Raw genomic sequence first — 21,462 nt, 5'->3', positions numbered from 1 at the left:
ATCATAAGCTTATTATTTGCTGCCTAATTGCGGCACAACTTGGTTATTCGCTGAAAGTAAACCTGTATCGGTATAAACAGCAAGCTTGTTGCGTGTATCTACGATATCTAAGTTACGCATAGTTAACTGACCGATACGATCACTTGGGGTAAACGGTGCATCTTCCACTTTTTCCATACTTAGGCGTTCTGCGACATAAGTTAAGTTTGGTGATTCAGTATTAAGAATCGTGAAGTCGTTACCACGGCGAAGTTCAAGTGTCACCGTACCTGTAATAGCTTTTGCTACCCAGCGTTGTGCGGTTTCACGTAACATTAACGCTTGCGGATCAAACCAACGACCTTGGTATAACAAACGACCTAAACGTAAACCGTTAATACGATATTGTTCAATCGTATCTTCGTTGTGAATACCCGTCACTAAACGCTCATAAGCAATGTGTAATAATGCCATTCCTGGGGCTTCGTAAATACCGCGAGATTTTGCTTCAATAATACGGTTTTCGATTTGGTCTGACATACCTAAACCATGGCGACCACCAATGCGGTTAGCTTCAAGAATCAATTCAACCGGATCATCAATACGTTTACCGTTTAATGCTACCGGTACCCCTTCTTCAAAGGTAACCGATACAGTTTCAGATTTAATTTCAACTTTCTCATCCCAGAAAGCAACACCCATAATTGGTTTAACAATTTTCATGCCAGTGCTTAATTCTTCTAAATCTTTTGCTTCGTGAGTTGCGCCAAGCATATTTGAATCCGTTGAGTAAGCTTTTTCTACAGACATTTTATAATCGAAGCCATTTTCGATTAAGAATTGAGACATTTCAAAACGTCCGCCAAGCTCATCAATAAATTGATTATCTAACCAAGGTTTATAGATTTTTAATTTTGGATTGGTTAATAAGCCATAGCGATAGAAACGTTCAATATCATTACCTTTAAAGGTTGAACCATCACCCCAAATGTTGACATCATCTTCTTTCATTGCCGCAACTAACATGGTTCCGGTTACTGCACGGCCTAATGGCGTCGTATTGAAATAAGGAATACCACCCGTTGAAATATGGAATGCGTCACATTGAATTGCGGCAATCCCTTCATGGGCTAATTGTGAGCGACAGTCAATTAAACGCGCATTTTCTGCACCATATTCCATCGCCTTTTTCGGAATTGCGTTGTAATCATCTTCATCTGGCTGACCTAAATTTGCCGTATAAGCATAAGGCACAGCACCTTTTTTACGCATCCAGAGCAATGCTGCTGAAGTATCTAAACCACCTGAGAATGCGATACCCACTTTTTGACCTAATGGGAGAGATTCTAAAATTGTTGCTGACATACGAATTCCTATATTTTTTTATGATGAATGAAAAGTCACCCGCAAACGTTTGCGAATGGCAAAACTGGTTTATTCTATTAGAAAAAAAGAGAAATTTCATCTAAAATTTGAGCTATTCTGGATTTGCAAATCCATTTTAAAATTCGACCGCTTGTTAAACGACTTTATGAAAAAATTGCTTTATAAATTTAGATATCCACTCATTGCTTTCGCCATTTGGCTAGGCGCGCACATCACTTACGCTACCATTGATGGTTTAACTGATCACCAAACCAATGCTGATGTAGCCATTGTTTTTGGCAATAAAGTCAATGAAGATGGAACACTCTCTACTCGCTTACAAGCGCGCCTTGATCAAGCTGTTGCTATATACCAAGCCAAACGAGTGCCCGCAATTATTGTCAGTGGTGGTTTTGGCAAAGAAGGTTTCTGGGAAGGGGATAAAATGCAGGAATACTTGCTTTCACAAGGCATTCCTCAGTCAGCAATTATTGTGGATAATTATGGCAATGACACAGAATTGACAGTAAAAAACAGCTTAGCCATTATGCAACCAAAGGGCTGGCATTCGGCTATTTCCGTGTCACAATTCTTTCATCAAACCCGAATTAAAATGCTCTATCGCAAAGCAGGTTTCACACAAATTGAAAGTAGCAGCCCTTATTTTTTCGCTTTTGGTGATGGTTATTCCAGCTTACGCGAATTTATCGGCTTTTATGTTGAATGGTTGAAATAATTCTAGAAGAAAAAGATAACGAAATGAATAATATGAAAAAAATTCTTGTCGTCCGTAACGATAAAATCGGCGATTTTATGGTGTGTTTTCCAGCATTTGCGATGCTTAAACAATCTCTGCCAGATATTGAAATTACTGCGCTTGTACCGAGCTATACGGAGCCACTTGCAAGGCTTTGTCCGTCTATTGATCATGTCATTGTAGATTGTGCTGATAAAAAAGATTTCGCAGCATTTAAGCAGCTTCTTAATACCATTAAAGCAGAGAAATTTGATGCGATGATTTCTTTTGTCTCTGACTGGCATAATGCGAAATTAGCTTGGCAAAGTGGCATTAAATTCCGTTTAGCACCGGCGACCAAAATTTTTCAATTTTTATATAACCACCGATTAACTCAGCGTCGCTCACAATCTGCGAAAGCTGAATCCGAATATAATTTAGATTTAGCGCGTGCATTTCTGACTAAGCAAGGTATTAAAGTCATTGAACCAACCCCACCTTATTTGCAATTTAGTGCAGATGAAATTGAAGCTCAAAAAGCCAAATTAGCAAAAAATCTGCAAATTTCAACCGCTTGTAAATGGCTTTTCGTGCATAGTTCGACTGGTGGTTCTGCAAGTAGCCTTACCTTGGAACAATATGCTGAATTGATCAATAAAATTTGTGCGCAATATCCGTGTGAAGTCATATTAACTGCAGGAAAAGGTGAAAGTGAACGCGCGCAACAACTGGCAGCTAAACTTCATCAAAAAGCAGCAATTTATGATAAAAATGAAGGTTTGGCAGACTTTAGTCTCGCTATTGCTTGTGCAGATCTTTTTATTGCTGGCTCAACTGGCCCACTCCATATTGCGGGTGCCTTGAATGTGCCAACTATCGGCTTTTATCCAAGTCGCCTCTCTGCTCAGCCACAACGTTGGCGGCCAATTAATGCAGAAGATCGCCATTTGGCATTTATGCCACCGCTAGCAAAAACAAAAGCGGAACAAATGAATTTATCCCTCATCTCAATTTCTGATGCTTTAACTACTATTTTGCCGTTTGTTGCCAAACATTGGCAAATGTAAAGCTAAAAAACTAAACGTAAATCCCCTTTTTAAGCATGGAATATGACGCTATTTTGATCTAGAATAGCGCCTTTATTTTGCTCAACGAAAAAGAATTATGTTTAAAAAATTACTTTGTGCGCTGGCAGTATTCCCTGCGGTTTCCATGGCGCAATCTTATGTCGTTTATGACTTTACTCACGATCGAATCTTAGAAAGCCGTGCGCCAAATAACGTACAGCCCATTGCATCCGTAACGAAACTAATGACGGCTAATGTGTTTTTAGAAAATAATAAGAATCCGAATTGTTCTGCCTCTATTTCTGATGAAGATTTCGATTACATCAAGGGCACAGGGACAAAATTACCAAAATACACCCCTATTTCGTGTAATGAATTGTTAAAAGCCATGCTTGTACATTCTGATAACTACGCAGCTCATGCGCTTTCACGTTCTGCTGGGATGAGTCGCATACAGTTCATCCAAAAAATGAACCAAAAAGCGAAGCAGCTAGGCATGAATTCGACTCGTTTTCATGACAGTTCTGGCTTATCGAGCGCGAATATTTCTAGCGCAATGGATTTAGTAAAATTGGCTAAATACTCTATGAATAAACCGCAAATTCAAATGCTTTCTAATACGAAAGCAACTTATGTTAGAGCGGGGCGTCAGAACGTCTTTATGCAAAATACTAATCGCTTAGTTCGTGAAGAAATGTTTGATGCTGCAATTAACAAAACTGGTTATATCCGAGAATCGGGTTATAACTTAGTCTTTGTAAATAAACATCAGTGCAATAAAGCAACTATTGGTGTGATTAGCTTAAATAACGCTAGCTCAGGCGCACGTTCTAACTTTACGAGAAATAAATTAGAACAATATGGCTGTGATGTCCTTGCTCATGAAGATTATGGGCTTGAAGAAGATGAAGAAAGCTAAAAATGCAAATCCCTTGTAAGTTACTTACAAGGGATTTTTCTTTGATTAGTAATCTAGCTGATCTTTATATAATTCATAATCCGCTTTCAATGCCTGAATCAGTTCAACAAAATCTTCTGGTAACGGTGCATGCCATTCCATCATTTCACCAGTAATGGGGTGGGCTAATCTTAACATAGCTGCATGTAACGCTTGACGTTGGAAACCACGTAATACCGATAATAGCTCTTCGCTAGCGCCTTTAGGTGGGCGTGGTCGTCCACCATAAAGTTGGTCACCTAATAATGGATGAGCAATATGCGCCATATGCACACGAATTTGGTGCGTGCGTCCTGTTTCTAAACGCAAACGTAGTCGCGTGTAATTACGAAAACGCTCCATGATTCGATAATGCGTTACCGCAGGTTTTCCCATTGGATGAACCGCCATTGCCGTTCTTTTGGTTGGGTGGCGCGCCATCGGCTCATCGACTTTCCCACCTTGTGTCATAATACCACTTGCCACCGCTTCATATTCTCGGGTGATTTGGCGTTTTTGTAATGCGGTCACTAAATGTGTTTGTGCAGGAATGTTTTTGGCAACAACCATCAATCCAGTCGTATCTTTATCTAAACGGTGCACAATTCCTGCGCGTGGTACTTCCGCAATCGGTGGATAATGATATAAAAGCGCATTTAACACTGTTCCGTCAGGATTGCCCGCGCCCGGGTGAACCACTAAATTTTTCGGTTTATTGATGACAATAATATCCTCATCCTCATAAACGATATTTAGTGGAATATTTTGTGGGTCAAAACGAATCTCTTCTTCAATTTCTGCGTTTACTTCAATTTGCTCGCCACCGAAAACTTTCTCACGTGCTTTATTTACTATTTTTCCATTCACTTTTACTCGAGAATCATCAATCCACACCTTCAAACGTGAACGAGAATAATCCGGAAAAAGCTGCGCCAAAGCCTGATCTAAACGGGCGCCTAATAAATCAGCAGAAACCTCTGCCGTTAAAATCATTTGTTGGGTCATTTACTGATAAATCCGATTTGTCTGTTGCTTATTTGAATAGCTTCTATAAAATAGCGCTATTCGTATGAACTTAGCAAAGTGCCATGAGTCAAACTTGACCATTGTACATTAACTTTTGATCATAGACACTTTTTTATAGGTAAAATTACTATGCGTAAATTGACATCTCTTGCCAGCTTAGTTTTAGCAGGACTTCTTGTAGTTGGCTGTTCTAACAGTGCAAATAAAGAATTAGAAGAAGCTTCTGCTCAAACCCTTTACACCAAAGGGCAAACTTATTTAGAAGAAGGCGACTACAATTCAGCGATTCGCTACTTAGAAGCAATTGGTTCAAAACAATCAGAATATGGCGAACAAACTCAATTAAGCTTAATTTACGCACAGTATAAAGTTGGTGAATATTACAAAGCTTTAGATGCAGCAGAACGTTTCGTGCGTACTTATCCGGATAGCCCAAGTTTAGATTATGTGGTTTATTTAGCTGCACTTTCAAATGCTCGTTTAGGCGATAACTTTATCCAAAACTTCTTCGGTGTAAACTCAGCAGCGCGTGCAGTAGAAAATGTTCGTAATGCTTATGGTAGCTTCCAAACTATCGTACAACGTTTCCCGAACAGTAAATATGTACCAGATGCACAAAACTGGATGGCTTATTTAAAAGATCGTCTCGCAGAACATGAATTACTTATCGTGAAATTCTATGATGATCGCGATGCTTCTGTAGCGGTAGTAAACCGCGTAGAAGAAATGTTGCGCTACTATCCAGATAGTCAACCAACGAAAGAAGCATTACCGCTGATGAAAAAAGCCTTTGAAAAAATGAATATGGCAGATTCAGCAGAAAAAACCGAAGGGTTAATTCAAGCATATAAAGATAAAACTTTCCCAAGTGCGAAAAAACCTGAATACAGTTCACAATTCTAGTGAAAGTTAACCAGCATAGGGGCGATGATACTCGCCCCTTTCCGCTTTTTTAATGAGTCATAATATGAAAATCCTTGGTATTGAAACCTCTTGTGATGAAACTGGTGTTGCGATCTTTGATGAAGAAAAAGGCTTAATCGCTAACCAACTTTACAGTCAAATAGAGATGCACGCTGATTACGGTGGTGTTGTACCAGAACTTGCCTCTCGCGACCATATTCGCAAAACCTTGCCATTAATTGATGCTGCATTAAAAGAGGCTAACTTAACTGCCAAAGATATTGATGGCATTGCCTATACTGCTGGCCCTGGCTTAGTTGGCGCGTTATTAGTTGGTGCCACTATTGCTCGTTCGCTTGCCTATGCTTGGCAAGTGCCTGCGCTAGGGGTTCATCACATGGAAGGGCACTTACTAGCACCAATGTTAGAAGATAATCCACCGCCATTTCCATTCGTGGCATTACTTATCTCAGGCGGCCATACTCAATTAGTCAAAGTAGATGGTGTTGGTCAATATGAATTACTCGGCGAATCTATTGATGATGCGGCGGGCGAAGCTTTTGATAAAACAGGAAAGCTTCTGGGATTAGACTACCCTGCTGGTGTTGCAGTTTCAAAACTTGCTGAACAAGGCACGCCAAATCGCTTTATATTTCCACGTCCAATGACTGACAGACCAGGGCTTGATTTTAGCTTCTCTGGTTTAAAAACTTTTGCAGCAAATACTATCAACGCCAATTTAAATGCCGAAGGCAACCTTGATGAGCAAACTCGTTGTGATATTGCCCACGCCTTTCAACAAGCAGTGGTAGATACTATTATCATTAAATGTAAACGCGCCTTACAACAAACGGGCTATAAACGTTTAGTTATGGCTGGTGGTGTAAGTGCAAATAAACAACTCCGTGCAGATTTAGCCGAAATGATGAAAAATCTCAAAGGGGAAGTTTTCTACCCGCGCCCGCAGTTTTGTACTGACAATGGCGCAATGATTGCCTATACAGGTTTCCTACGCTTAAAACATGGGGAGCATACCGATTTAAGCGTGAGCGTCAAACCTCGCTGGGCAATGACCGACCTTCCGGAAATTGCCTAACAAGCGGTTGAATTTTTAGATTTTTTGCAAAAGGTGAACAGATGACGCTTCCTCAACATAATTATGTTATCAGCTTAACTAACGCACATTCACGTAGAGCACATATCGAACAAGAATTTGGTAAACAAGGCATTTCTTTTTCGTTTTTTGATGCGATTACACCAGATAACATGGAAGAAACAGCAAAATCGCTAGGCATTGATATTTCACAAAGTCCATTAACCAGAGGAGAGATTGCTTGTGCATTAAGTCATATTGCCCTATTCCACTTAGCAAAATCACAAAACTTAAACTACATTTGTATTTTTGAAGATGATGTTCATCTGGGCGAAAATGCAAGTCAATTCCTAAACTTGAATTATGTCGATAATACGGTGGATATTGTTAAAATTGAGAGAAACTTTGAAACTATTCTGACTAAACTATTTCCAAGCAAAACTTATTTAGGGCGAAAATTTTATCAACTTACCGCCGTAAATCCTGGAACCAGCGGTTATATTGTGACTAAAAAAGGGATTGATTTTCTTGTTAAACATATCAAATCAATTAATGATATTGAAATTGATAACTTATTATTTAAAACGCTATTAACACAACCTGATTATCAGGTTTGGCAAATGCAACCCGCTATTTGTATTCAGGACTGCCTACTCAATCCACAAAATTATACTTTAGGTATGATGAATAGAGAGGGCGGGCAATGGTGCACACAAGCTAAAGCCAAAAAACGCAGCCTATTATCAAAAATAATAAGAGAAATAAAACGCCCACTAAGCCAATTGTATAAAAAAGTATTTGGGAAAAAATCTGATTTTAAATAAAGGAACCTAACATGAACGTAGCACAATTCCATCAATTAGTTGAACAAACTTGGCAAGAAATTGAAGAAAAAATTGATGATGAAGGATTATCAGTAGATACCGAAATTCAAGGCTCAGTATGTACTTTAACCTTTGATGATCACTCGCAAATCATCATCAATAAACAGGAAGCAATGCTAGAACTTTGGCTAGCCAGCAAACTCGGTGGCTTCCATTTTAAATATATCGATAATGAATGGAAAACCGCTGAAGGACGCTCATTATGGACGCATTTAGAAGAAGCCTTTGCAAGACACGGAGAAGAAGTTAAATTCTCATAATCAGTCAATATTAAGAAAAGCGGTTGTGTTAGTTATTCACATATCAGCTTTTCTTAATAGTTCGTTGAAATAAGCAAGAATTTAGCACAGTTTTAATAAGCTCATCAGCTCAATACTAGCTGAATTTCAAACAGAATAACCTACCTATTTTAATTAAATGCAAACATTCTCCACGCCACAAACCGTACTACAAAATGTATTCGGTTATCAGCAATTCCGCCAAGGTCAACAAGAGGTCATTGATGCCGTTCTTGCTGGTCGGGATTGCCTCGTCATTATGACAACTGGTGGAGGAAAATCACTTTGCTATCAAGTCCCTGCCCTATGCCTAGAGGGAATAACCTTGGTCATTTCTCCTCTCATTTCCTTGATGAAAGACCAAGTTGATCAGCTGCTTACCAATGGCATTGAAGCCGCCTATTTAAACTCTACGCAAACGCAGGAAGAACAACAAGCAGTTGAACAAAAGGCTCTTTCTGGTCAGCTAAAACTACTCTATTTATCTCCAGAAAAGGTCATGACGCAGGGATTTTTTCGTTTAGTTTCCTATTGTAAAGTCAGCTTTATTGCTGTTGATGAAGCGCACTGTGTTTCACAATGGGGGCATGATTTCCGCCCTGAATATACTTTATTAGGTAATTTACGCAAAACTTTCCCAAATATTCCGTTGATGGCACTAACAGCGACGGCTGATCCAACTACACGTGCGGATATTTTGCACCATCTTCGCCTTAACGATCCTCATACTTATTTAGGCAGTTTTGACCGCCCAAATATTCGTTATACTGTGCAAGAAAAATTTAAACCCATGGAACAGTTGGCAAAATTTATTAACGCACAAAAAGGTAAAAGTGGCATCGTTTATTGCAATAGTCGGAAAAAAGTTGAAGAAATCACAGAAAAATTAAGTGCTCGTCATATTTCTGTAATGGGATACCATGCCGGAATGAGCGTACAACAGCGTGAAACCGTACAAAATGCTTTTCAACGCGATAACGTACAAGTGGTGGTAGCGACCATCGCTTTTGGAATGGGGATTAACAAATCTAATGTGCGTTTTGTCGTTCACTTTGATTTACCGCGTAGCATTGAATCTTACTACCAAGAAACCGGCCGTGCAGGGCGAGATGATCTCCCCTCTGAAGCAGTCATGTTCTATGACCCCGCTGATTATGCATGGCTACAAAAAATTTTACTTGAAGAGCCAGAAAGTGAACAACGTGATATTAAACAGCATAAATTACAAGCTATTGGCGCATTTGCTGAATCACAAACGTGTCGTCGCTTAGTGCTACTTAACTATTTTGGTGAATCCCGTCAAGCACCATGCAAAAATTGCGATATTTGTCTTGATCCACCGAAAAAATACGATGGCTTATTAGATGCGCAAAAAGTGATGTCCGTCATTTATCGTACGGGGCAAACTTTTGGCATTCATCATGTTGTTGCAGTGCTACGTGGAATGAATAATGTTTCAATTCGCCAGCATCAACATGACAGCTTATCGGTTTACGGCATTGGTAAAGAGCAAAGTCGTGAATATTGGATTAGCGTCATTCGCCAACTTATTCATTTGGGGCTAGTTCGCCAAAACATTGCGCATCATTCGGCCCTGCAATTAACGGAAGAAGCCCGCCCTGTATTACGAGGCGAAGTGGCTTTAGAACTGGCAATGCCTCGATTAACCTTTTCTGCTACTGCATTTAGTCAAAAACAAGCCAGTGTTCGCTATGATAAAGATTTATTTGCTAGACTGCGTTTCTTGCGTAAACAAATTGCAGATAAAGAAAATATTCCACCTTATGTGGTATTTAACGATGCAACCTTAGAAGAAATGGCTCAATTTACCCCAACCACTCGGGCTGAAATGTTAGATATTAACGGTGTTGGTGAACGTAAATTAGAACGTTTTGGACAAGCTTTTATGCAACTGATTGAGCAACATCTTGAAGCCAGAAAATAAGAAAAAATTTTCTTACATCAAAACAATACGGGCAACCTGTTTTACAAGTTGCCCGATTTTTATTTTAGCTTAGGGTTGAAACGTAACTTCAATGCAATAGTCACTGCTGCGAAAATTTTTTCATCATTATGAGGGAAATTTTCTCGCAAAGTACGGTTAGCATCGCTGAAGTTTATTTTTCCGTTAGCTAATTCGGTGAATAAAATCGAAGGGTTGAGCTGAAGTTGCTCCGCAATTTGTAGAATTGAAAAATGCTCAAACGTCATGATCAAACGATCTAAATTGCAATAAGTAGGGTAGCGGTTATGTGTGATCAAATCTGTAAATTGTTGCACAATTTTGACCGCTTTATTTTTACGATTGAAAAAGTGTAAAGCCACGCCCAAAATCAAGAGGAAGGCAGAACCTAAATGCCACTGAAAGAGACCTTGAATAGGCCACTGAAAATAAATCCCTAAGCCGCTGAACAACATCCCTGCTAATCCTACAATGAGGATACACAGCAAGCAAAACTTATAAATCACATCCCATTTCATTTTTTCACCTTTAGCTATAAAGCACAATCGCTATATAAGTTAAAATATAATTTTGCATTCTATCAAAAATATTCGTTATTTCTAAGAAAAGTGAGAGATAAAAAGCAATATAAAAAAATGGCTAGCGCAAAAGGAGTGTGGGAATGCGCTAGCCAATAGTGTGTTTGTAATAACACCAATTTATTATTTAGAATCGCATTCATTATATACAAATATATATAAAGATAAATAGAAATTTAACTATTTTTTGAAAAATAACCAGAATGAGGGATTTTTCTGTTAACAGACTATCAATTTCTAGCAAAACCCATTATGTTTAAAAATATATAGCATTAAAAGTGAATTGATAACATTCACAAACCTTGCCAAAATTTACCGCACTTCAGTGTTGGAATGGTAAAAACATTTCAATATTTAAGGACAAACTCTGATTTAATGGTAATAATATAGAAAAAAGAATCGCTTCTTTCATAAAATAAGAAGAAAATTTGCTTATTTTTCTAAAAAATTTAACGGACTTAATATGAACACTGCAATTTCAGAGCACGCACTGACTCAAATTCGCCATCAAATGCTGAAATTTGCGCAATTACAACTCCATAATACTGAGCTTGCTGAAGATGTGGTTCAAGAGGCTTTTCTTAGTGCTTTTAGCCATTTAGACTCGTTCAAACATGAAGCTGCATTTAAAACATGGGTGTTTGCAATTCTTAAAAACAAAATTATTGATTATTTAAGAACAAAGCAGCGCTGGGTGTTAGAAAGCGAATTAGCGAATGAGGATGAGACTTCAGCTAATACGTTTTTTGACGAGCATGATCATTGGAATTCGGCTTATATGCCAACTCGCCTACCTGATGGAGAAACACAAATTTATACCAAAGAATTTTGGTTAATTTTTGAAACTTGCCTTCACTTCTTACCCGCCAAACAGGCAAAAATTTTTATGATGCGCGAATTTCTTGAGCTTAATTCAGAAGAAATTTGCCAGCAAACGCAACTAAGCACTGCAAATCTTTATACCCTGCTCTATCGAGCAAGATTGCAATTGCAACATTGTTTATCCCAAAAACTTTAAGGAGACATTATGCGTTGTCGCCAAGCTACCCGCCTGATTTCTGATGCACACGAACGCGAATTAGCATTAGATGAACTGCTCGGTTTACGAGTGCATTTACTGATTTGCCCTCACTGCCGTCAATTTCAACGAAATTGCCATCAATTAAGCCAAATGATGCGTACATTTAAACAGCTTGAAAACCAAGAAAAATAGACGTTGCCTTCCCTAAGCTGTCAACAAGCGGTCAAAATTTTTAAAAATTTTGCAAAATTGTTGTCAGATTCACCACGCTTCACCGTCTAATGCTATATCTAGTTAATTCAACGATAAAAGGAAAGCGTATGAAACATTCTGCACTATTTATTCTTCTCTCGGCGCTATTTGCCCATTCGTCTGTAATGGCGACTGAAACCAACATAGCGCCACAATCAATGGGTACCCAAACTATGGCAAATAAAGCGCAAGATATCCATGAAATTTATCTTGCGGGTGGCTGTTTTTGGGGTATAGAAGCCTATATGGAACGCATTTATGGCGTAAAAGACGCGGTTTCAGGTTATGCAAACGGTCATACCGATAAAACGAGTTATCCGCTAGTAGGGAAAACTGATCATGCTGAAACTGTGAAAGTAACCTATGATGCCAACCAGATTTCACTCGATAAATTATTGCAATATTATTTTAAAGTGATTGATCCAACCAGCCTTAACCAACAAGGTAACGACCGTGGGCGGCAATATCGCACGGGAATTTATTATCAGGATGTTGCAGATAAATCTGTGATTGAGCAAGCCTTAAATCAGCTTCAAAGCAAATATAAAAGCAAAATCCAAGTTGAAGTACAGCCGCTTAAAAATTATGTGATGGCGGAAGAATATCACCAAGATTATTTGAAGAAAAATCCGAATGGCTATTGCCACATCGACATTCACCAAGCAGATGAACCGATAATTAACGAAAAGGATTATCCAAAACCAAGTGATGAAACGCTAAAAGCTAAGCTCACACCATTACAATATTCTGTCACGCAACGTAAACACACCGAACGTTCATTTAGTAACGAATATTGGGATAACTTCAAACCGGGTATTTATGTCGATATCACCACAGGAGAGCCAGTATTCTCTTCAAATGATAAGTTTGAATCTGGCTGTGGTTGGCCAAGTTTTACCAAACCAATTGCCAAAGATGTGGTGCATTATCAAACCGATAACAGCTTTAATATGCAACGCACTGAAGTACTTAGCCGCAGTGGTAACGCACATTTAGGACACGTTTTTGATGATGGTCCAAAAGACAAAGGAGGGCTGCGTTATTGCATTAACAGCGCTTCAATTAAGTTTATTCCACTAGCTGAAATGGAAAACGCAGGTTATGGATATTTAATAAAAACCATCCATCAATAATCTTTTAACTTAACGTATATTTCTAAACGAAAAAGGACAAAAAATGAAAAAATTTCTCTCAATGATATTGATGGCATTTAGCCTTAATAGCTTTGCTGAAACGGACTTAACACGCATTTCCTTAAAAGATTTAAACAACCAACCAGTTACATTAGAGCAATATCAAGGCAAACCACTTTATATCAAAATGTGGGCTTCTTGGTGCCCAACTTGTTTGGCAGGATTAGCCGAAATTGAAGATTTAAGTCTAGCAAAAGATCGAAATTTTGAAGTCATCACAATTGTTTCGCCTACTCAAAAAGGCGAAAAAGCCACAGCGGATTTTATTGAATGGTATAAAGGTTTAGAAGACTATAAAAATATTAAAGTCTTCCTTGATGAAAAAGGCGAAATCATCAAGCGCACCAATTTGCCTGGTTATCCATTTAACCTATTTTTAGATCAAGCATTAAACATTAAAAAAACCGTTCCTGGCCATTTAAATGCAGAGCAAATTCGCCAAGCTATAGCCCAATAATGGTGATACAAGCGGTCGGTTTTTCTTTATATTTTGCGAAAATTCTCAATTTGGACTATATGTAGGAAAATAAAACAGATAATTGGCTAGCATTTAATGATTGATAAGCTATAAATGTAAATCGCCTTTAAAGCCCATTTAAACATAGAAATAAGCCATTAAAACAACGAAAAACCTCAGTATTTTCGTCATTTTAATGGCTTTTTCTCTATCTTTTGGCTAGTAACACTTTCTAAATGTGACTTAGCACCATTTTCTAAAGGGAGTTATTTCATTAAATATATTGTACATCAATGATGTCAAATTCAACCTTGCCGCCTGGGGTTTCAATGATAACCGAATCATCAACTTCTTTGCCGACTAAACCACGTGCAATTGGTGAGTTCACGGAAATTAGGCCTTCTTTAATGTTTGCTTCGTCGTCGCCTACAATGCGGTAGCTCACTTCTTCGTCTAACTCAACATTCAAGAGTAATACCGTTGCACCAAAGATAACTTTGCCCGTATTGTTCATTTTCGTCACATCAATAATTTGTGAATTGGCTAATTTTCCTTCAATTTCTTGAATACGGCCTTCGCAGAAACCTTGTTGCTCACGCGCAGCATGATATTCAGCATTTTCTTTTAAGTCGCCATGCTCGCGCGCTTCAGCAATCGCATTGATAATTTCTGGACGTCTGACATTTTTTAAAAATTCTAACTCTTCACGCAGTTTTTCTGCACCACGAACAGTCATAGGAATTTGTTTCATATTAGATCCTCTTAAGACAAAACCCCTACAAAATGAGCGGTTTACAAATTTATAATTTACGAATAAAAGTGAAACCGCTATTATTCATTTTTTATTAAAAATAGCAATATCTTCCCTGATTATGTTCCCTAAAATCCGTTATTCATTGGCACTCATTAGTGCACTATTTACTTCTTTTTCAAACGCACAAATCCAACCTGAAAGTTTAATCCAAGCCTTACCTAAAGGCACTTCTGCTAGCTTTATTGCGAAAAATTTAGACACTAACGAAATTATTACCCAATATCAAAGTGATCTCTTTATGCTACCAGCCAGCACGCAAAAAGTGTTTACGGCGCTAGCTGCTAAGCTCGCGCTTCCTGAAGATTTTCGCTTTCAAACGGCGCTACTGACAAATGGAAAAATTGAGAATAACGTTTTAAAAGGCGATTTGATTGCTAAATTTAGCGGAGATCCCGAGTTGACAAGCGGTCAACTTTCGCAATTGATTTACGAATTAAAAAAACAAGGCATTGGAAAAATTGAAGGCAATTTGATTCTAGATACCGCCGTGTTTGCTAGCCATGACAAAGCTTCCGGCTGGATTTGGAATGATTTAACCATGTGTTTTAATGCCCCGCCCGCTGCGATAAATGTCGATCACAACTGCTTTTATGTGAATCTCAATGCTGACCAGCCGATTGGCGAATTTGCTAAAGTGGATGTCCCGAGTGCTTATCCCGTTCAGGTATTTAGTAGCGCTTATGTGGTGGATAAAAATGATGCACCTTATTGCCAACTAGATGTCGTGGTTCATGATAACAACCGCTATCAAATCAAAGGTTGTCTTGCTCGCCAAAATAAACCGTTTGGGTTGAGCTTCTCTGTGCAAGACCCAACCAATTATGGCGCTAATCTCATTACGACTTATCTGCGCCGAGCCGGCATTGAATTTAACGGCAAAATCCAAGCGCCTTTGGGAGAGCAAAAAGGAACGATTTTAGCGGAGCATCTTTCCGAACCGCTGCAAACTTTGCTCAAGAAAATGATGAAAAAATCAGATAACCAAATTGCTGATGCATTATTTAGACGTGTGGCAAATCATCTACAAAACCGTCCAGCGACTTTCCAACTAAGCAGTTTTGTCGTGCGTAATTTATTGAAAACTAAAGCGGGTGTGAATTTTAATAATAGTGTGATGGCTGATGGTTCTGGTCTTTCCCGTCATAATCAAGTCAGCGCAGAAACCATGCTCAAAGCGTTAGAATATATTGCGCAAAATGAAACTAATTTAAAGTTGTTTGAAACTTTCCCGATAGCCGGCGTAGATGGCACGATTTCAGGACGAGGTTCAATTTCTGCAGAGCCACTCGCTAAAAATATCATGGCAAAAACGGGATCACTGAAAGGCGTATATAACCTTGCAGGCTTTATGAAAAATGCTAAAGGGCAACGCATTGCTTTCGTGCAATTTATTAACGGTTATTCAACCGGCGAGCTAGAAAGCAAAACCAAACGTGCACCGCTAGTCAATTTTGAGCAGCAATTCTATATGGCACTTTACAATGAATAATCATAAAAATAGGGCTAATTGCCCTATTTTTATTTATGCCATCCACTGTGGATGTGAACGGCGCATTTTTACTTCAATATAGCTGCAACTTGGTTTTACGCGTAATCCTTCTTGTTCAACAAAAGCCATTAACGCCTGATAAAGTTCGCCTGCAATCCCTTGCCCTTGATAAGCCTCATTCACCTTTGTATGAAAAGCATCAATCGTGTTTTCTTTAATGTATCGATAACAAAGCTTACCTAATTGCTCACCTTGCTCATTCTGATAAATAAAAACGGCTACAGCCGTGTCGTGATAAATCATTTACTCTTCCTTGCCTAAAATAGATGTGATGGATTCGCTGATTTGCAAAAAAATTTAGCAAAATCACCGCTTGTTGGCAAAGTTGCTACAAAAAAGCAAACGTTTGCGTTATAATTTTGCCGGTTTTTATTTTAACTTTAACTCTCATTGAAGGAATGAAAAATGGCGATTCAACAAGCGTTATTAAGTGTATCTGATAAAACAGGTATTGTCGATTTTGCCCAAGGGCTCGTGGCGCGCGGTGTAAAATTACTCTCCACCGGCGGCACTGCAAAATTATTAGCTGATGCAGGATTACCGGTTACTGAAGTATCAGATTACACGGGCTTTCCGGAAATGATGGATGGTCGTGTAAAAACACTTCATCCGAAAGTACATGGTGGCATTTTAGGTCGTCGTGGTACAGACGATGCGATCATGAATCAACATGGCATTGAACGCATTGATATGGTGGTAGTTAATCTTTATCCCTTTGCAGCCACTGTTGCAAAACCGAATTGCTCATTAGAAGATGCCGTAGAAAATATTGATATCGGTGGGCCAACTATGGTGCGTTCTGCTGCGAAAAACCATAAAGATGTCGCGATTGTAGTGAATAATCATGATTTTTCTGCCATTCTTGCAGAAATGGATCAACATCAAAACGAACTTACCTTAGCCACCCGTTTTAACCTCGCCATTAAAGCGTTCGAACATACTGCGCAATATGATTCGATGATTGCGAATTACTTTGGACAAAAAGTTCCCCCTTATCAAGGTGCTGAAGAGGAAGATTTAACCCAACCTTGTGGACAATTCCCTCGCACATTAAATTTAAATTTCGTGCGCAAACAAACCATGCGCTATGGTGAAAACGCACATCAAAATGCGGCATTCTATGTAGAGCCAGAACTAAAAGAATCTTCTGTTTCTACCGCCAAACAATTACAAGGCAAAGCGCTGTCTTACAATAACATTGCCGATACTGATGCCGCACTTGAGTGTGTGAAAGAATTTAGCCAGCCAGCTTGTGTGATTGTTAAACACGCAAACCCTTGTGGCGTGGCAATTGGTAGCGATATTTTAGAAGCCTATAACCGCGCTTACCAAACCGATCCAACCTCTGCATTTGGTGGCATTATTGCCTTTAACCGTGAATTAGATGGCAAAACGGCACAAACGATTGCTGAACGTCAATTTGTCGAAGTGATTATTGCACCAAGTATCTCCACTGAAGCCCAAGAAGCCCTAGCGAAAAAGAAAAATGTCCGCGTGCTAGCTTGTGGCGAGTTTAGCGCAGCCCAAAAACGCTTAGATTACAAACGTGTCAACGGTGGCTTATTAGTTCAAGAAGCCGATCAAGGTGCCGTTTCTATTGAAGACTTAAAAGTAGTTTCTAAACGCCAACCAACCCAAGCGGAACTTGAAGACTTACTTTTCTGCTGGAAAGTAGCGAAATATGTCAAATCAAATGCGATTGTTTATGCGAAAAACGGACAAACCATCGGCATTGGTGCAGGACAAATGAGCCGCGTATATTCTGCCAAAATTGCTGGCATTAAAGCAGAAGATGAAGGATTACAAGTTGCAGGTTGTGTGATGGCATCTGATGCCTTCTTCCCATTCCGTGATGGTATTGATGCAGCAGCAAAAGTTGGCATTACCTGCGTAATCCATCCAGGCGGCTCAATGCGCGATCAAGAAGTGATTGATGCAGCAGACGAACATGGCATGGCGATGGTATTAACTGGCATGCGCCATTTCCGCCACTAATCTATCCCCTAAAGACAAGCGGTCGAATTTGTTAAGCAATTTGCAAAAGCTCAACCAAATTCGACCGCTTGTTGATCTACCTCAGTTTTGCTAATGTTGCTTTTTCATTTTTGTGTTATTTTGGAGTATATTAACGCCAAGTTTATTTTTGGAGGCACAATGAAAAAGCGATTACTCCCTCTTTTACTTTTACCTACTTTAGCCCTAGCAGAAACCGCTGCACCGAAAAAACTCGATCCTGTTTTACTTGGTTTAGGTCAAAAGATGTTTTTTGACAAATCGCTCTCTTTTAACAAAACGCAAAGCTGTGCAACCTGCCATATGCCAGATGCGGCTTTTGCGGATTTACGCGATAATGATATTGGTAAAATGGTTTCACAAGGTGATGACCCAACAAAATTCGGCAACCGTAACTCTCCAACTGCACTTTATGCAAAATTCTCACCAGATTTCCACTTTGATGAAAAACTGCAAGACTATGTGGGTGGGCAATTCTGGGATGGCCGAGCGAAAGATTTAGCAGAACAAGCCGGTGGCCCTCCTGTAAATCCTGTTGAAATGGGAATGCCTGATAAAGCAGCTGTGGCAAAACGCATTACAGAAAATCCTGCTTATGAAAAATTCATTACCAAAAATTTTGGTAACGAGATTCTCAAAGATGAAAATCAAATTTATGCTTTGATGGAAAAAGCGTTGGCTGAGTTTCAACACTTAGATCTGTTTGCACAATTTAGTTCAAAATACGATAAATCGCTTGTGGGTGAATACCAATTAACTGAACAAGAAGCCTCAGGCAAAGCACTCTTTTTCGATCAAGAAAAAACCAATTGTAGCAGTTGCCACCAACTACAAGCAAAAGATCATAAAGAAGAAACTTTCACTAATTATCGTTACTTCAATCTTGGTGTTCCGAAAAATAAAGCGTTATTAGCGCATAATCAGTTAGGCGAAGATTGGGTCGATAACGGCTTGTTAGATAATCCAATGGTGAAAGGCGATGAACGTCAAAAAGGCAAATTCAAAGTGCCAACGCTGCGTAATGTTGCCGTGACTGCTCCTTATATGCACAACGGTGTGTTTAAAGAATTACGCACAGTGCTTCTCTTTTTAGATAGCAAAAATAACCCTGAGCGAACCACTAACCCAGAAACCGGCAAGCCATGGGAAGAAGCAGAATATGCACCAACGGTCAGTCATGATGCACTGAAAGGTAAGCCACTTACCGATGCCGAAATTGATGCACTCGAAGCATTCTTAAAAACACTGACTGATGCCCCTTACGAGGAATAAGCCTTAATGCAAGCGGTCGGATTTGCAAAATATTTTGTAAATCCGACCGCTTGTATTTTTCATCTATTCCGCATAATCTGAACATCGCATACCGTTTCCGTAATCCGTAAAAGTTAATATGATGATTAAAATTATTGTTGGAATATTCTTTGTTTTAGTGGCATTTTTGATTAAATCCTACCTCTCTGGAGATATCATCACCTTTTTTGCTTGGTGGCTTTTGGGCTATTACGTACTTTACCTTGTTATCTACTTTGGTTTATATGCGGTTATCACCTTAATGAGTGACAAGCCATTAACAGTCAAAGCAAAAGCCCTTTTAATGATTCCAACCATAAGTATTCCTTGGGGATATACACAATGGACTGAATATCGAGATGCGAAAATCGTACAGGAAGAGAAAATTCAACGTGAACATCAATTAATTGAAGCCTTAACAGATCTTCCACCCAATGCAGAGATTGGGGAATATGACTATACGCTTTATGTCAAAACCGATAACTTAAAAGATGAATATGGCAATCAACCCACCTTTAAATGGGGGAAGTTTGAGCTGACTTCTTTAAAAGCACCCCGAGCATACGGCTACAATCAGATTAACGTGATAAGCCTAACTCAACCGCAAGAATTACCTCATGGCATAAAATGCACACATGAACTAGGCTTTAAAAGGAAAATGCAAGAAGATGTAGAAAAAGGCCTACCTGCTGAAGCATTTAAGTTTGCTGAATGTAAAGTAGCAGAATTCTCCTTGATGCTAAATCAGCATCAGATTCAGCTTAAAGATTTTATGCTTTATTACAATTCAGGGCTTCCAATCTATAAAGATAAAATAACCACCAAACTTGCAGAGTTAAATAGCTTACCGAATCCTTATTGGACGGCGAGACCTCAAGGATACGTCAGAATCGGAGAAGAATGGATTGCCGACGATCTCTTGCTGATTTTAAACCAAGAAGGCAAGCCGATGATTCTTATTGGTTCAGCAAAACATCAGACTGGGTTAAACAACACTAAAATCGCTCAATGTGTCATTAAATCCCCCGAATTTGATGTGCTTTTAACCGATCTCTACAATGAACAAGCAACCTTGCATGTCATTAAGCAGTTTAGTCATGATTTTGCTGAATCTTGCCCAGAGACAATCAAAACTTCGCTCACTTACTCTGCTAATCCGCTTAAGAAATTACAAACCACTAAAGTAGGTGAAATGAAAGGACATCCAATCTTAAACATTTTCACGCATTTAGATGATAATGCGGAGGTAGATTGGTCGCCTGAATATCCATATTTAGAGGAAGTGGTAAGCCAAGAAAACCCTTTTTCTTGGGGAGAAGTGAATCTGTTCTCGTTTAGAAGTACACCTTCTGCAGTTTGGGCTAAACTTGCAGATGATAATACAAAACTCGGCGCTTTCTCGTGTAGCAAAAATAGCAATGCTTCTTTTATGCATCTTTTAGAACCAGCTGATAATACGCTGGCTTACCATAATTTTGCATTAACTGAGTGTACAACTGCTGAAAGTGTGTTATGGCTTGAAAACAACCCAATCCAAGCAGCTAAAGGACAAGTAGAATACGTTGATACAGTTAATAAATTACAACATAAAAGCGTATCTAATACGTCTAGATTGATATTTACACCAACGTATCATGACCAAGCTATTTTATCCCTCAATGGATTTCCATTTTATTTACAGCACGCGCTAACCGATCCGCAAGGGAAAATCATCACACTAGTTGGAGAAATCAGACCAACCAATAACCAAGAAACGCTTTCGTTAGCGAAATGTGTAGATGCTTATTCACAGTTAAAATTGACCAATTTTTCAAATAACCAAGTCGATGTTTCAATTTTTCATCATGAAAATTGGGAAAATCTTCTTCAAGGAAATAAAAAGCCTGAATGTGAACTGAAACAGATAAGCTACCAAATAGAAACGGCTAAATAGCAGAATTGTGCGGTAAAAAGGTGGATTTTTACCGCACTTTTTTATTATTTAAAACTTCTTATCATCGCAAAATGAAAAATTTACTCACGGGCAAAACTTGACAGCTTTACTCTGCCCGTTATGATCTTGCC

21 protein-coding genes are annotated in these 21,462 nt (G+C 38.9%); 16 read left to right on the top strand and 5 right to left on the bottom strand.

Going from position 1 to position 21,462, the window contains the following annotated elements:
• Positions 1–12: 12 nt before the first annotated feature.
• Positions 13–1,344 (bottom strand): argininosuccinate synthase, encoded by a 1,332-nt coding sequence (gene argG / locus HMPREF1128_RS00575; RefSeq protein ID WP_007523218.1) that lies wholly within the window; start codon positions 1,342–1,344, stop codon positions 13–15.
• Positions 1,345–1,399: 55 nt separating this feature from the next.
• Here argG and HMPREF1128_RS00570 point away from each other — a divergent pair, with 55 nt between their 5' ends.
• The 3 genes from HMPREF1128_RS00570 to HMPREF1128_RS00560 all read left to right on the top strand — a co-directional run bounded on the left by HMPREF1128_RS00570 (position 1,400) and on the right by HMPREF1128_RS00560 (position 4,066).
• On the top strand, positions 1,400–2,080 hold the full coding sequence (locus HMPREF1128_RS00570; protein ID WP_007523087.1) for a YdcF family protein: 681 nt from the start codon (positions 1,400–1,402) through the stop codon (positions 2,078–2,080).
• Between the two features lie 32 nt (positions 2,081–2,112).
• Positions 2,113–3,147, top strand: a complete 1,035-nt coding sequence (locus HMPREF1128_RS00565) for a glycosyltransferase family 9 protein (RefSeq protein WP_029495207.1) — start codon at positions 2,113–2,115, stop codon at positions 3,145–3,147.
• 97 nt (positions 3,148–3,244) lie between these two features.
• On the top strand, positions 3,245–4,066 hold the full coding sequence (locus HMPREF1128_RS00560) for a D-alanyl-D-alanine carboxypeptidase family protein (RefSeq protein WP_007523134.1): 822 nt from the start codon (positions 3,245–3,247) through the stop codon (positions 4,064–4,066).
• Positions 4,067–4,111: 45 nt separating this feature from the next.
• On the opposite strand, the gene rluD is transcribed toward HMPREF1128_RS00560, so the two are convergent.
• Positions 4,112–5,089 carry a 23S rRNA pseudouridine(1911/1915/1917) synthase RluD gene (gene rluD, locus HMPREF1128_RS00555; protein WP_007523008.1) on the bottom strand — a complete coding sequence of 326 codons (978 nt, stop codon included), beginning with the start codon at positions 5,087–5,089 and terminating at the stop codon, positions 4,112–4,114.
• Between the two features lie 150 nt (positions 5,090–5,239).
• Between rluD and HMPREF1128_RS00550 the strand changes: the two genes are divergently transcribed.
• The 5 genes from HMPREF1128_RS00550 (at position 5,240) to recQ (ending at position 10,213) form a co-directional block, all read left to right on the top strand.
• Positions 5,240–6,013, top strand: a complete 774-nt coding sequence (locus tag HMPREF1128_RS00550) for an outer membrane protein assembly factor BamD (protein ID WP_007523064.1) — start codon at positions 5,240–5,242, stop codon at positions 6,011–6,013.
• A 64-nt stretch (positions 6,014–6,077) separates the two neighbouring features.
• Positions 6,078–7,109, top strand: a complete 1,032-nt coding sequence (gene tsaD, locus HMPREF1128_RS00545; RefSeq protein WP_007522989.1) for a tRNA (adenosine(37)-N6)-threonylcarbamoyltransferase complex transferase subunit TsaD — start codon at positions 6,078–6,080, stop codon at positions 7,107–7,109.
• A 41-nt stretch (positions 7,110–7,150) separates the two neighbouring features.
• The gene (locus tag HMPREF1128_RS00540; protein ID WP_007523078.1) at positions 7,151–7,930 is read left to right on the top strand and encodes a glycosyltransferase family 25 protein; all 780 of its coding nucleotides are present in this window, start codon (positions 7,151–7,153) and stop codon (positions 7,928–7,930) included.
• An 11-nt stretch (positions 7,931–7,941) separates the two neighbouring features.
• Positions 7,942–8,250, top strand: a complete 309-nt coding sequence (gene cyaY / locus HMPREF1128_RS00535) for an iron donor protein CyaY (RefSeq protein WP_007523035.1) — start codon at positions 7,942–7,944, stop codon at positions 8,248–8,250.
• A gap of 157 nt (positions 8,251–8,407) precedes the next feature.
• Positions 8,408–10,213, top strand: a complete 1,806-nt coding sequence (gene recQ / locus HMPREF1128_RS00530; RefSeq protein ID WP_007523284.1) for an ATP-dependent DNA helicase RecQ — start codon at positions 8,408–8,410, stop codon at positions 10,211–10,213.
• Positions 10,214–10,272: 59 nt separating this feature from the next.
• Here recQ and HMPREF1128_RS00525 read toward each other — a convergent pair whose 3' ends face one another.
• Entirely contained in the window at positions 10,273–10,749 is a 477-nt protein-coding gene (locus HMPREF1128_RS00525; RefSeq protein WP_007523081.1) for a hypothetical protein, read from the bottom strand.
• 523 nt (positions 10,750–11,272) lie between these two features.
• On the opposite strand from HMPREF1128_RS00525, the gene HMPREF1128_RS00520 reads away from it, so the two are divergent.
• The 4 genes from HMPREF1128_RS00520 (at position 11,273) to HMPREF1128_RS00505 (ending at position 13,732) form a co-directional block, all read left to right on the top strand.
• Positions 11,273–11,827, top strand: a complete 555-nt coding sequence (locus tag HMPREF1128_RS00520) for a sigma-70 family RNA polymerase sigma factor (protein WP_007523258.1) — start codon at positions 11,273–11,275, stop codon at positions 11,825–11,827.
• Between the two features lie 9 nt (positions 11,828–11,836).
• On the top strand, positions 11,837–12,022 hold the full coding sequence (locus tag HMPREF1128_RS00515) for a zf-HC2 domain-containing protein (protein ID WP_007523105.1): 186 nt from the start codon (positions 11,837–11,839) through the stop codon (positions 12,020–12,022).
• A gap of 128 nt (positions 12,023–12,150) precedes the next feature.
• Positions 12,151–13,215 (top strand): peptide-methionine (R)-S-oxide reductase MsrB, encoded by a 1,065-nt coding sequence (gene msrB, locus HMPREF1128_RS00510; protein WP_007523288.1) that lies wholly within the window; start codon positions 12,151–12,153, stop codon positions 13,213–13,215.
• Positions 13,216–13,258: 43 nt separating this feature from the next.
• Positions 13,259–13,732 (top strand): redoxin family protein, encoded by a 474-nt coding sequence (locus HMPREF1128_RS00505; protein ID WP_007523101.1) that lies wholly within the window; start codon positions 13,259–13,261, stop codon positions 13,730–13,732.
• Positions 13,733–14,006: 274 nt separating this feature from the next.
• Here HMPREF1128_RS00505 and greA read toward each other — a convergent pair whose 3' ends face one another.
• Positions 14,007–14,483, bottom strand: a complete 477-nt coding sequence (gene greA / locus HMPREF1128_RS00500; protein WP_007523000.1) for a transcription elongation factor GreA — start codon at positions 14,481–14,483, stop codon at positions 14,007–14,009.
• A gap of 121 nt (positions 14,484–14,604) precedes the next feature.
• Between greA and dacB the strand changes: the two genes are divergently transcribed.
• Entirely contained in the window at positions 14,605–16,035 is a 1,431-nt protein-coding gene (gene dacB / locus HMPREF1128_RS00495) for a serine-type D-Ala-D-Ala carboxypeptidase (protein WP_007523102.1), read from the top strand.
• Positions 16,036–16,068: 33 nt separating this feature from the next.
• Here the strand turns inward: dacB and HMPREF1128_RS00490 are convergent, their stop codons facing one another.
• Positions 16,069–16,338: a GNAT family N-acetyltransferase gene (locus HMPREF1128_RS00490; RefSeq protein WP_007523271.1), complete on the bottom strand. Its 270-nt coding sequence runs from the start codon at positions 16,336–16,338 to the stop codon at positions 16,069–16,071.
• A 162-nt stretch (positions 16,339–16,500) separates the two neighbouring features.
• On the opposite strand from HMPREF1128_RS00490, the gene purH reads away from it, so the two are divergent.
• From purH to HMPREF1128_RS00475, 3 genes are all read left to right on the top strand, one after another.
• Entirely contained in the window at positions 16,501–18,090 is a 1,590-nt protein-coding gene (gene purH, locus HMPREF1128_RS00485; protein ID WP_007522983.1) for a bifunctional phosphoribosylaminoimidazolecarboxamide formyltransferase/IMP cyclohydrolase, read from the top strand.
• Positions 18,091–18,249: 159 nt separating this feature from the next.
• A complete protein-coding gene (locus HMPREF1128_RS00480; protein ID WP_007523282.1) occupies positions 18,250–19,380 on the top strand; it encodes a cytochrome-c peroxidase in 1,131 nt (376 codons plus the stop codon).
• Between the two features lie 118 nt (positions 19,381–19,498).
• Entirely contained in the window at positions 19,499–21,331 is a 1,833-nt protein-coding gene (locus HMPREF1128_RS00475; RefSeq protein ID WP_007523098.1) for a hypothetical protein, read from the top strand.
• Positions 21,332–21,462 lie beyond the last annotated feature (131 nt).

The sequence above is a fragment of the Haemophilus sputorum HK 2154 genome, assembly GCF_000287615.1.
In the GTDB taxonomy this organism is placed as follows: Bacteria; Pseudomonadota; Gammaproteobacteria; order Enterobacterales; family Pasteurellaceae; genus Haemophilus_A; species Haemophilus_A sputorum.
This window is presented reverse-complemented; position numbering and strand designations above follow the sequence as displayed.

Coding starts and splice junctions, on each gene's coding strand:
- msrB (WP_007523288.1), top strand. CDS start 12,151: ATGAAACATTCTGCACTATTTATTCTTCTCTCGGCGCTATTTGCCCAT.
- cyaY (WP_007523035.1), top strand. CDS start 7,942: ATGAACGTAGCACAATTCCATCAATTAGTTGAACAAACTTGGCAAGAA.
- HMPREF1128_RS00570 (WP_007523087.1), top strand. CDS start 1,400: ATGGCAAAACTGGTTTATTCTATTAGAAAAAAAGAGAAATTTCATCTA.
- HMPREF1128_RS00475 (WP_007523098.1), top strand. CDS start 19,499: ATGATGATTAAAATTATTGTTGGAATATTCTTTGTTTTAGTGGCATTT.
- HMPREF1128_RS00525 (WP_007523081.1), bottom strand. CDS start 10,749: ATGAAATGGGATGTGATTTATAAGTTTTGCTTGCTGTGTATCCTCATT.
- HMPREF1128_RS00490 (WP_007523271.1), bottom strand. CDS start 16,338: ATGATTTATCACGACACGGCTGTAGCCGTTTTTATTTATCAGAATGAG.
- purH (WP_007522983.1), top strand. CDS start 16,501: ATGGCGATTCAACAAGCGTTATTAAGTGTATCTGATAAAACAGGTATT.
- HMPREF1128_RS00505 (WP_007523101.1), top strand. CDS start 13,259: ATGAAAAAATTTCTCTCAATGATATTGATGGCATTTAGCCTTAATAGC.
- HMPREF1128_RS00520 (WP_007523258.1), top strand. CDS start 11,273: ATGAACACTGCAATTTCAGAGCACGCACTGACTCAAATTCGCCATCAA.
- tsaD (WP_007522989.1), top strand. CDS start 6,078: ATGAAAATCCTTGGTATTGAAACCTCTTGTGATGAAACTGGTGTTGCG.
- HMPREF1128_RS00515 (WP_007523105.1), top strand. CDS start 11,837: ATGCGTTGTCGCCAAGCTACCCGCCTGATTTCTGATGCACACGAACGC.
- recQ (WP_007523284.1), top strand. CDS start 8,408: ATGCAAACATTCTCCACGCCACAAACCGTACTACAAAATGTATTCGGT.
- HMPREF1128_RS00560 (WP_007523134.1), top strand. CDS start 3,245: ATGTTTAAAAAATTACTTTGTGCGCTGGCAGTATTCCCTGCGGTTTCC.
- HMPREF1128_RS00480 (WP_007523282.1), top strand. CDS start 18,250: ATGAAAAAGCGATTACTCCCTCTTTTACTTTTACCTACTTTAGCCCTA.
- HMPREF1128_RS00540 (WP_007523078.1), top strand. CDS start 7,151: ATGACGCTTCCTCAACATAATTATGTTATCAGCTTAACTAACGCACAT.
- rluD (WP_007523008.1), bottom strand. CDS start 5,089: ATGACCCAACAAATGATTTTAACGGCAGAGGTTTCTGCTGATTTATTA.
- dacB (WP_007523102.1), top strand. CDS start 14,605: ATGTTCCCTAAAATCCGTTATTCATTGGCACTCATTAGTGCACTATTT.
- greA (WP_007523000.1), bottom strand. CDS start 14,483: ATGAAACAAATTCCTATGACTGTTCGTGGTGCAGAAAAACTGCGTGAA.
- HMPREF1128_RS00550 (WP_007523064.1), top strand. CDS start 5,240: ATGCGTAAATTGACATCTCTTGCCAGCTTAGTTTTAGCAGGACTTCTT.
- HMPREF1128_RS00565 (WP_029495207.1), top strand. CDS start 2,113: ATGAAAAAAATTCTTGTCGTCCGTAACGATAAAATCGGCGATTTTATG.
- argG (WP_007523218.1), bottom strand. CDS start 1,344: ATGTCAGCAACAATTTTAGAATCTCTCCCATTAGGTCAAAAAGTGGGT.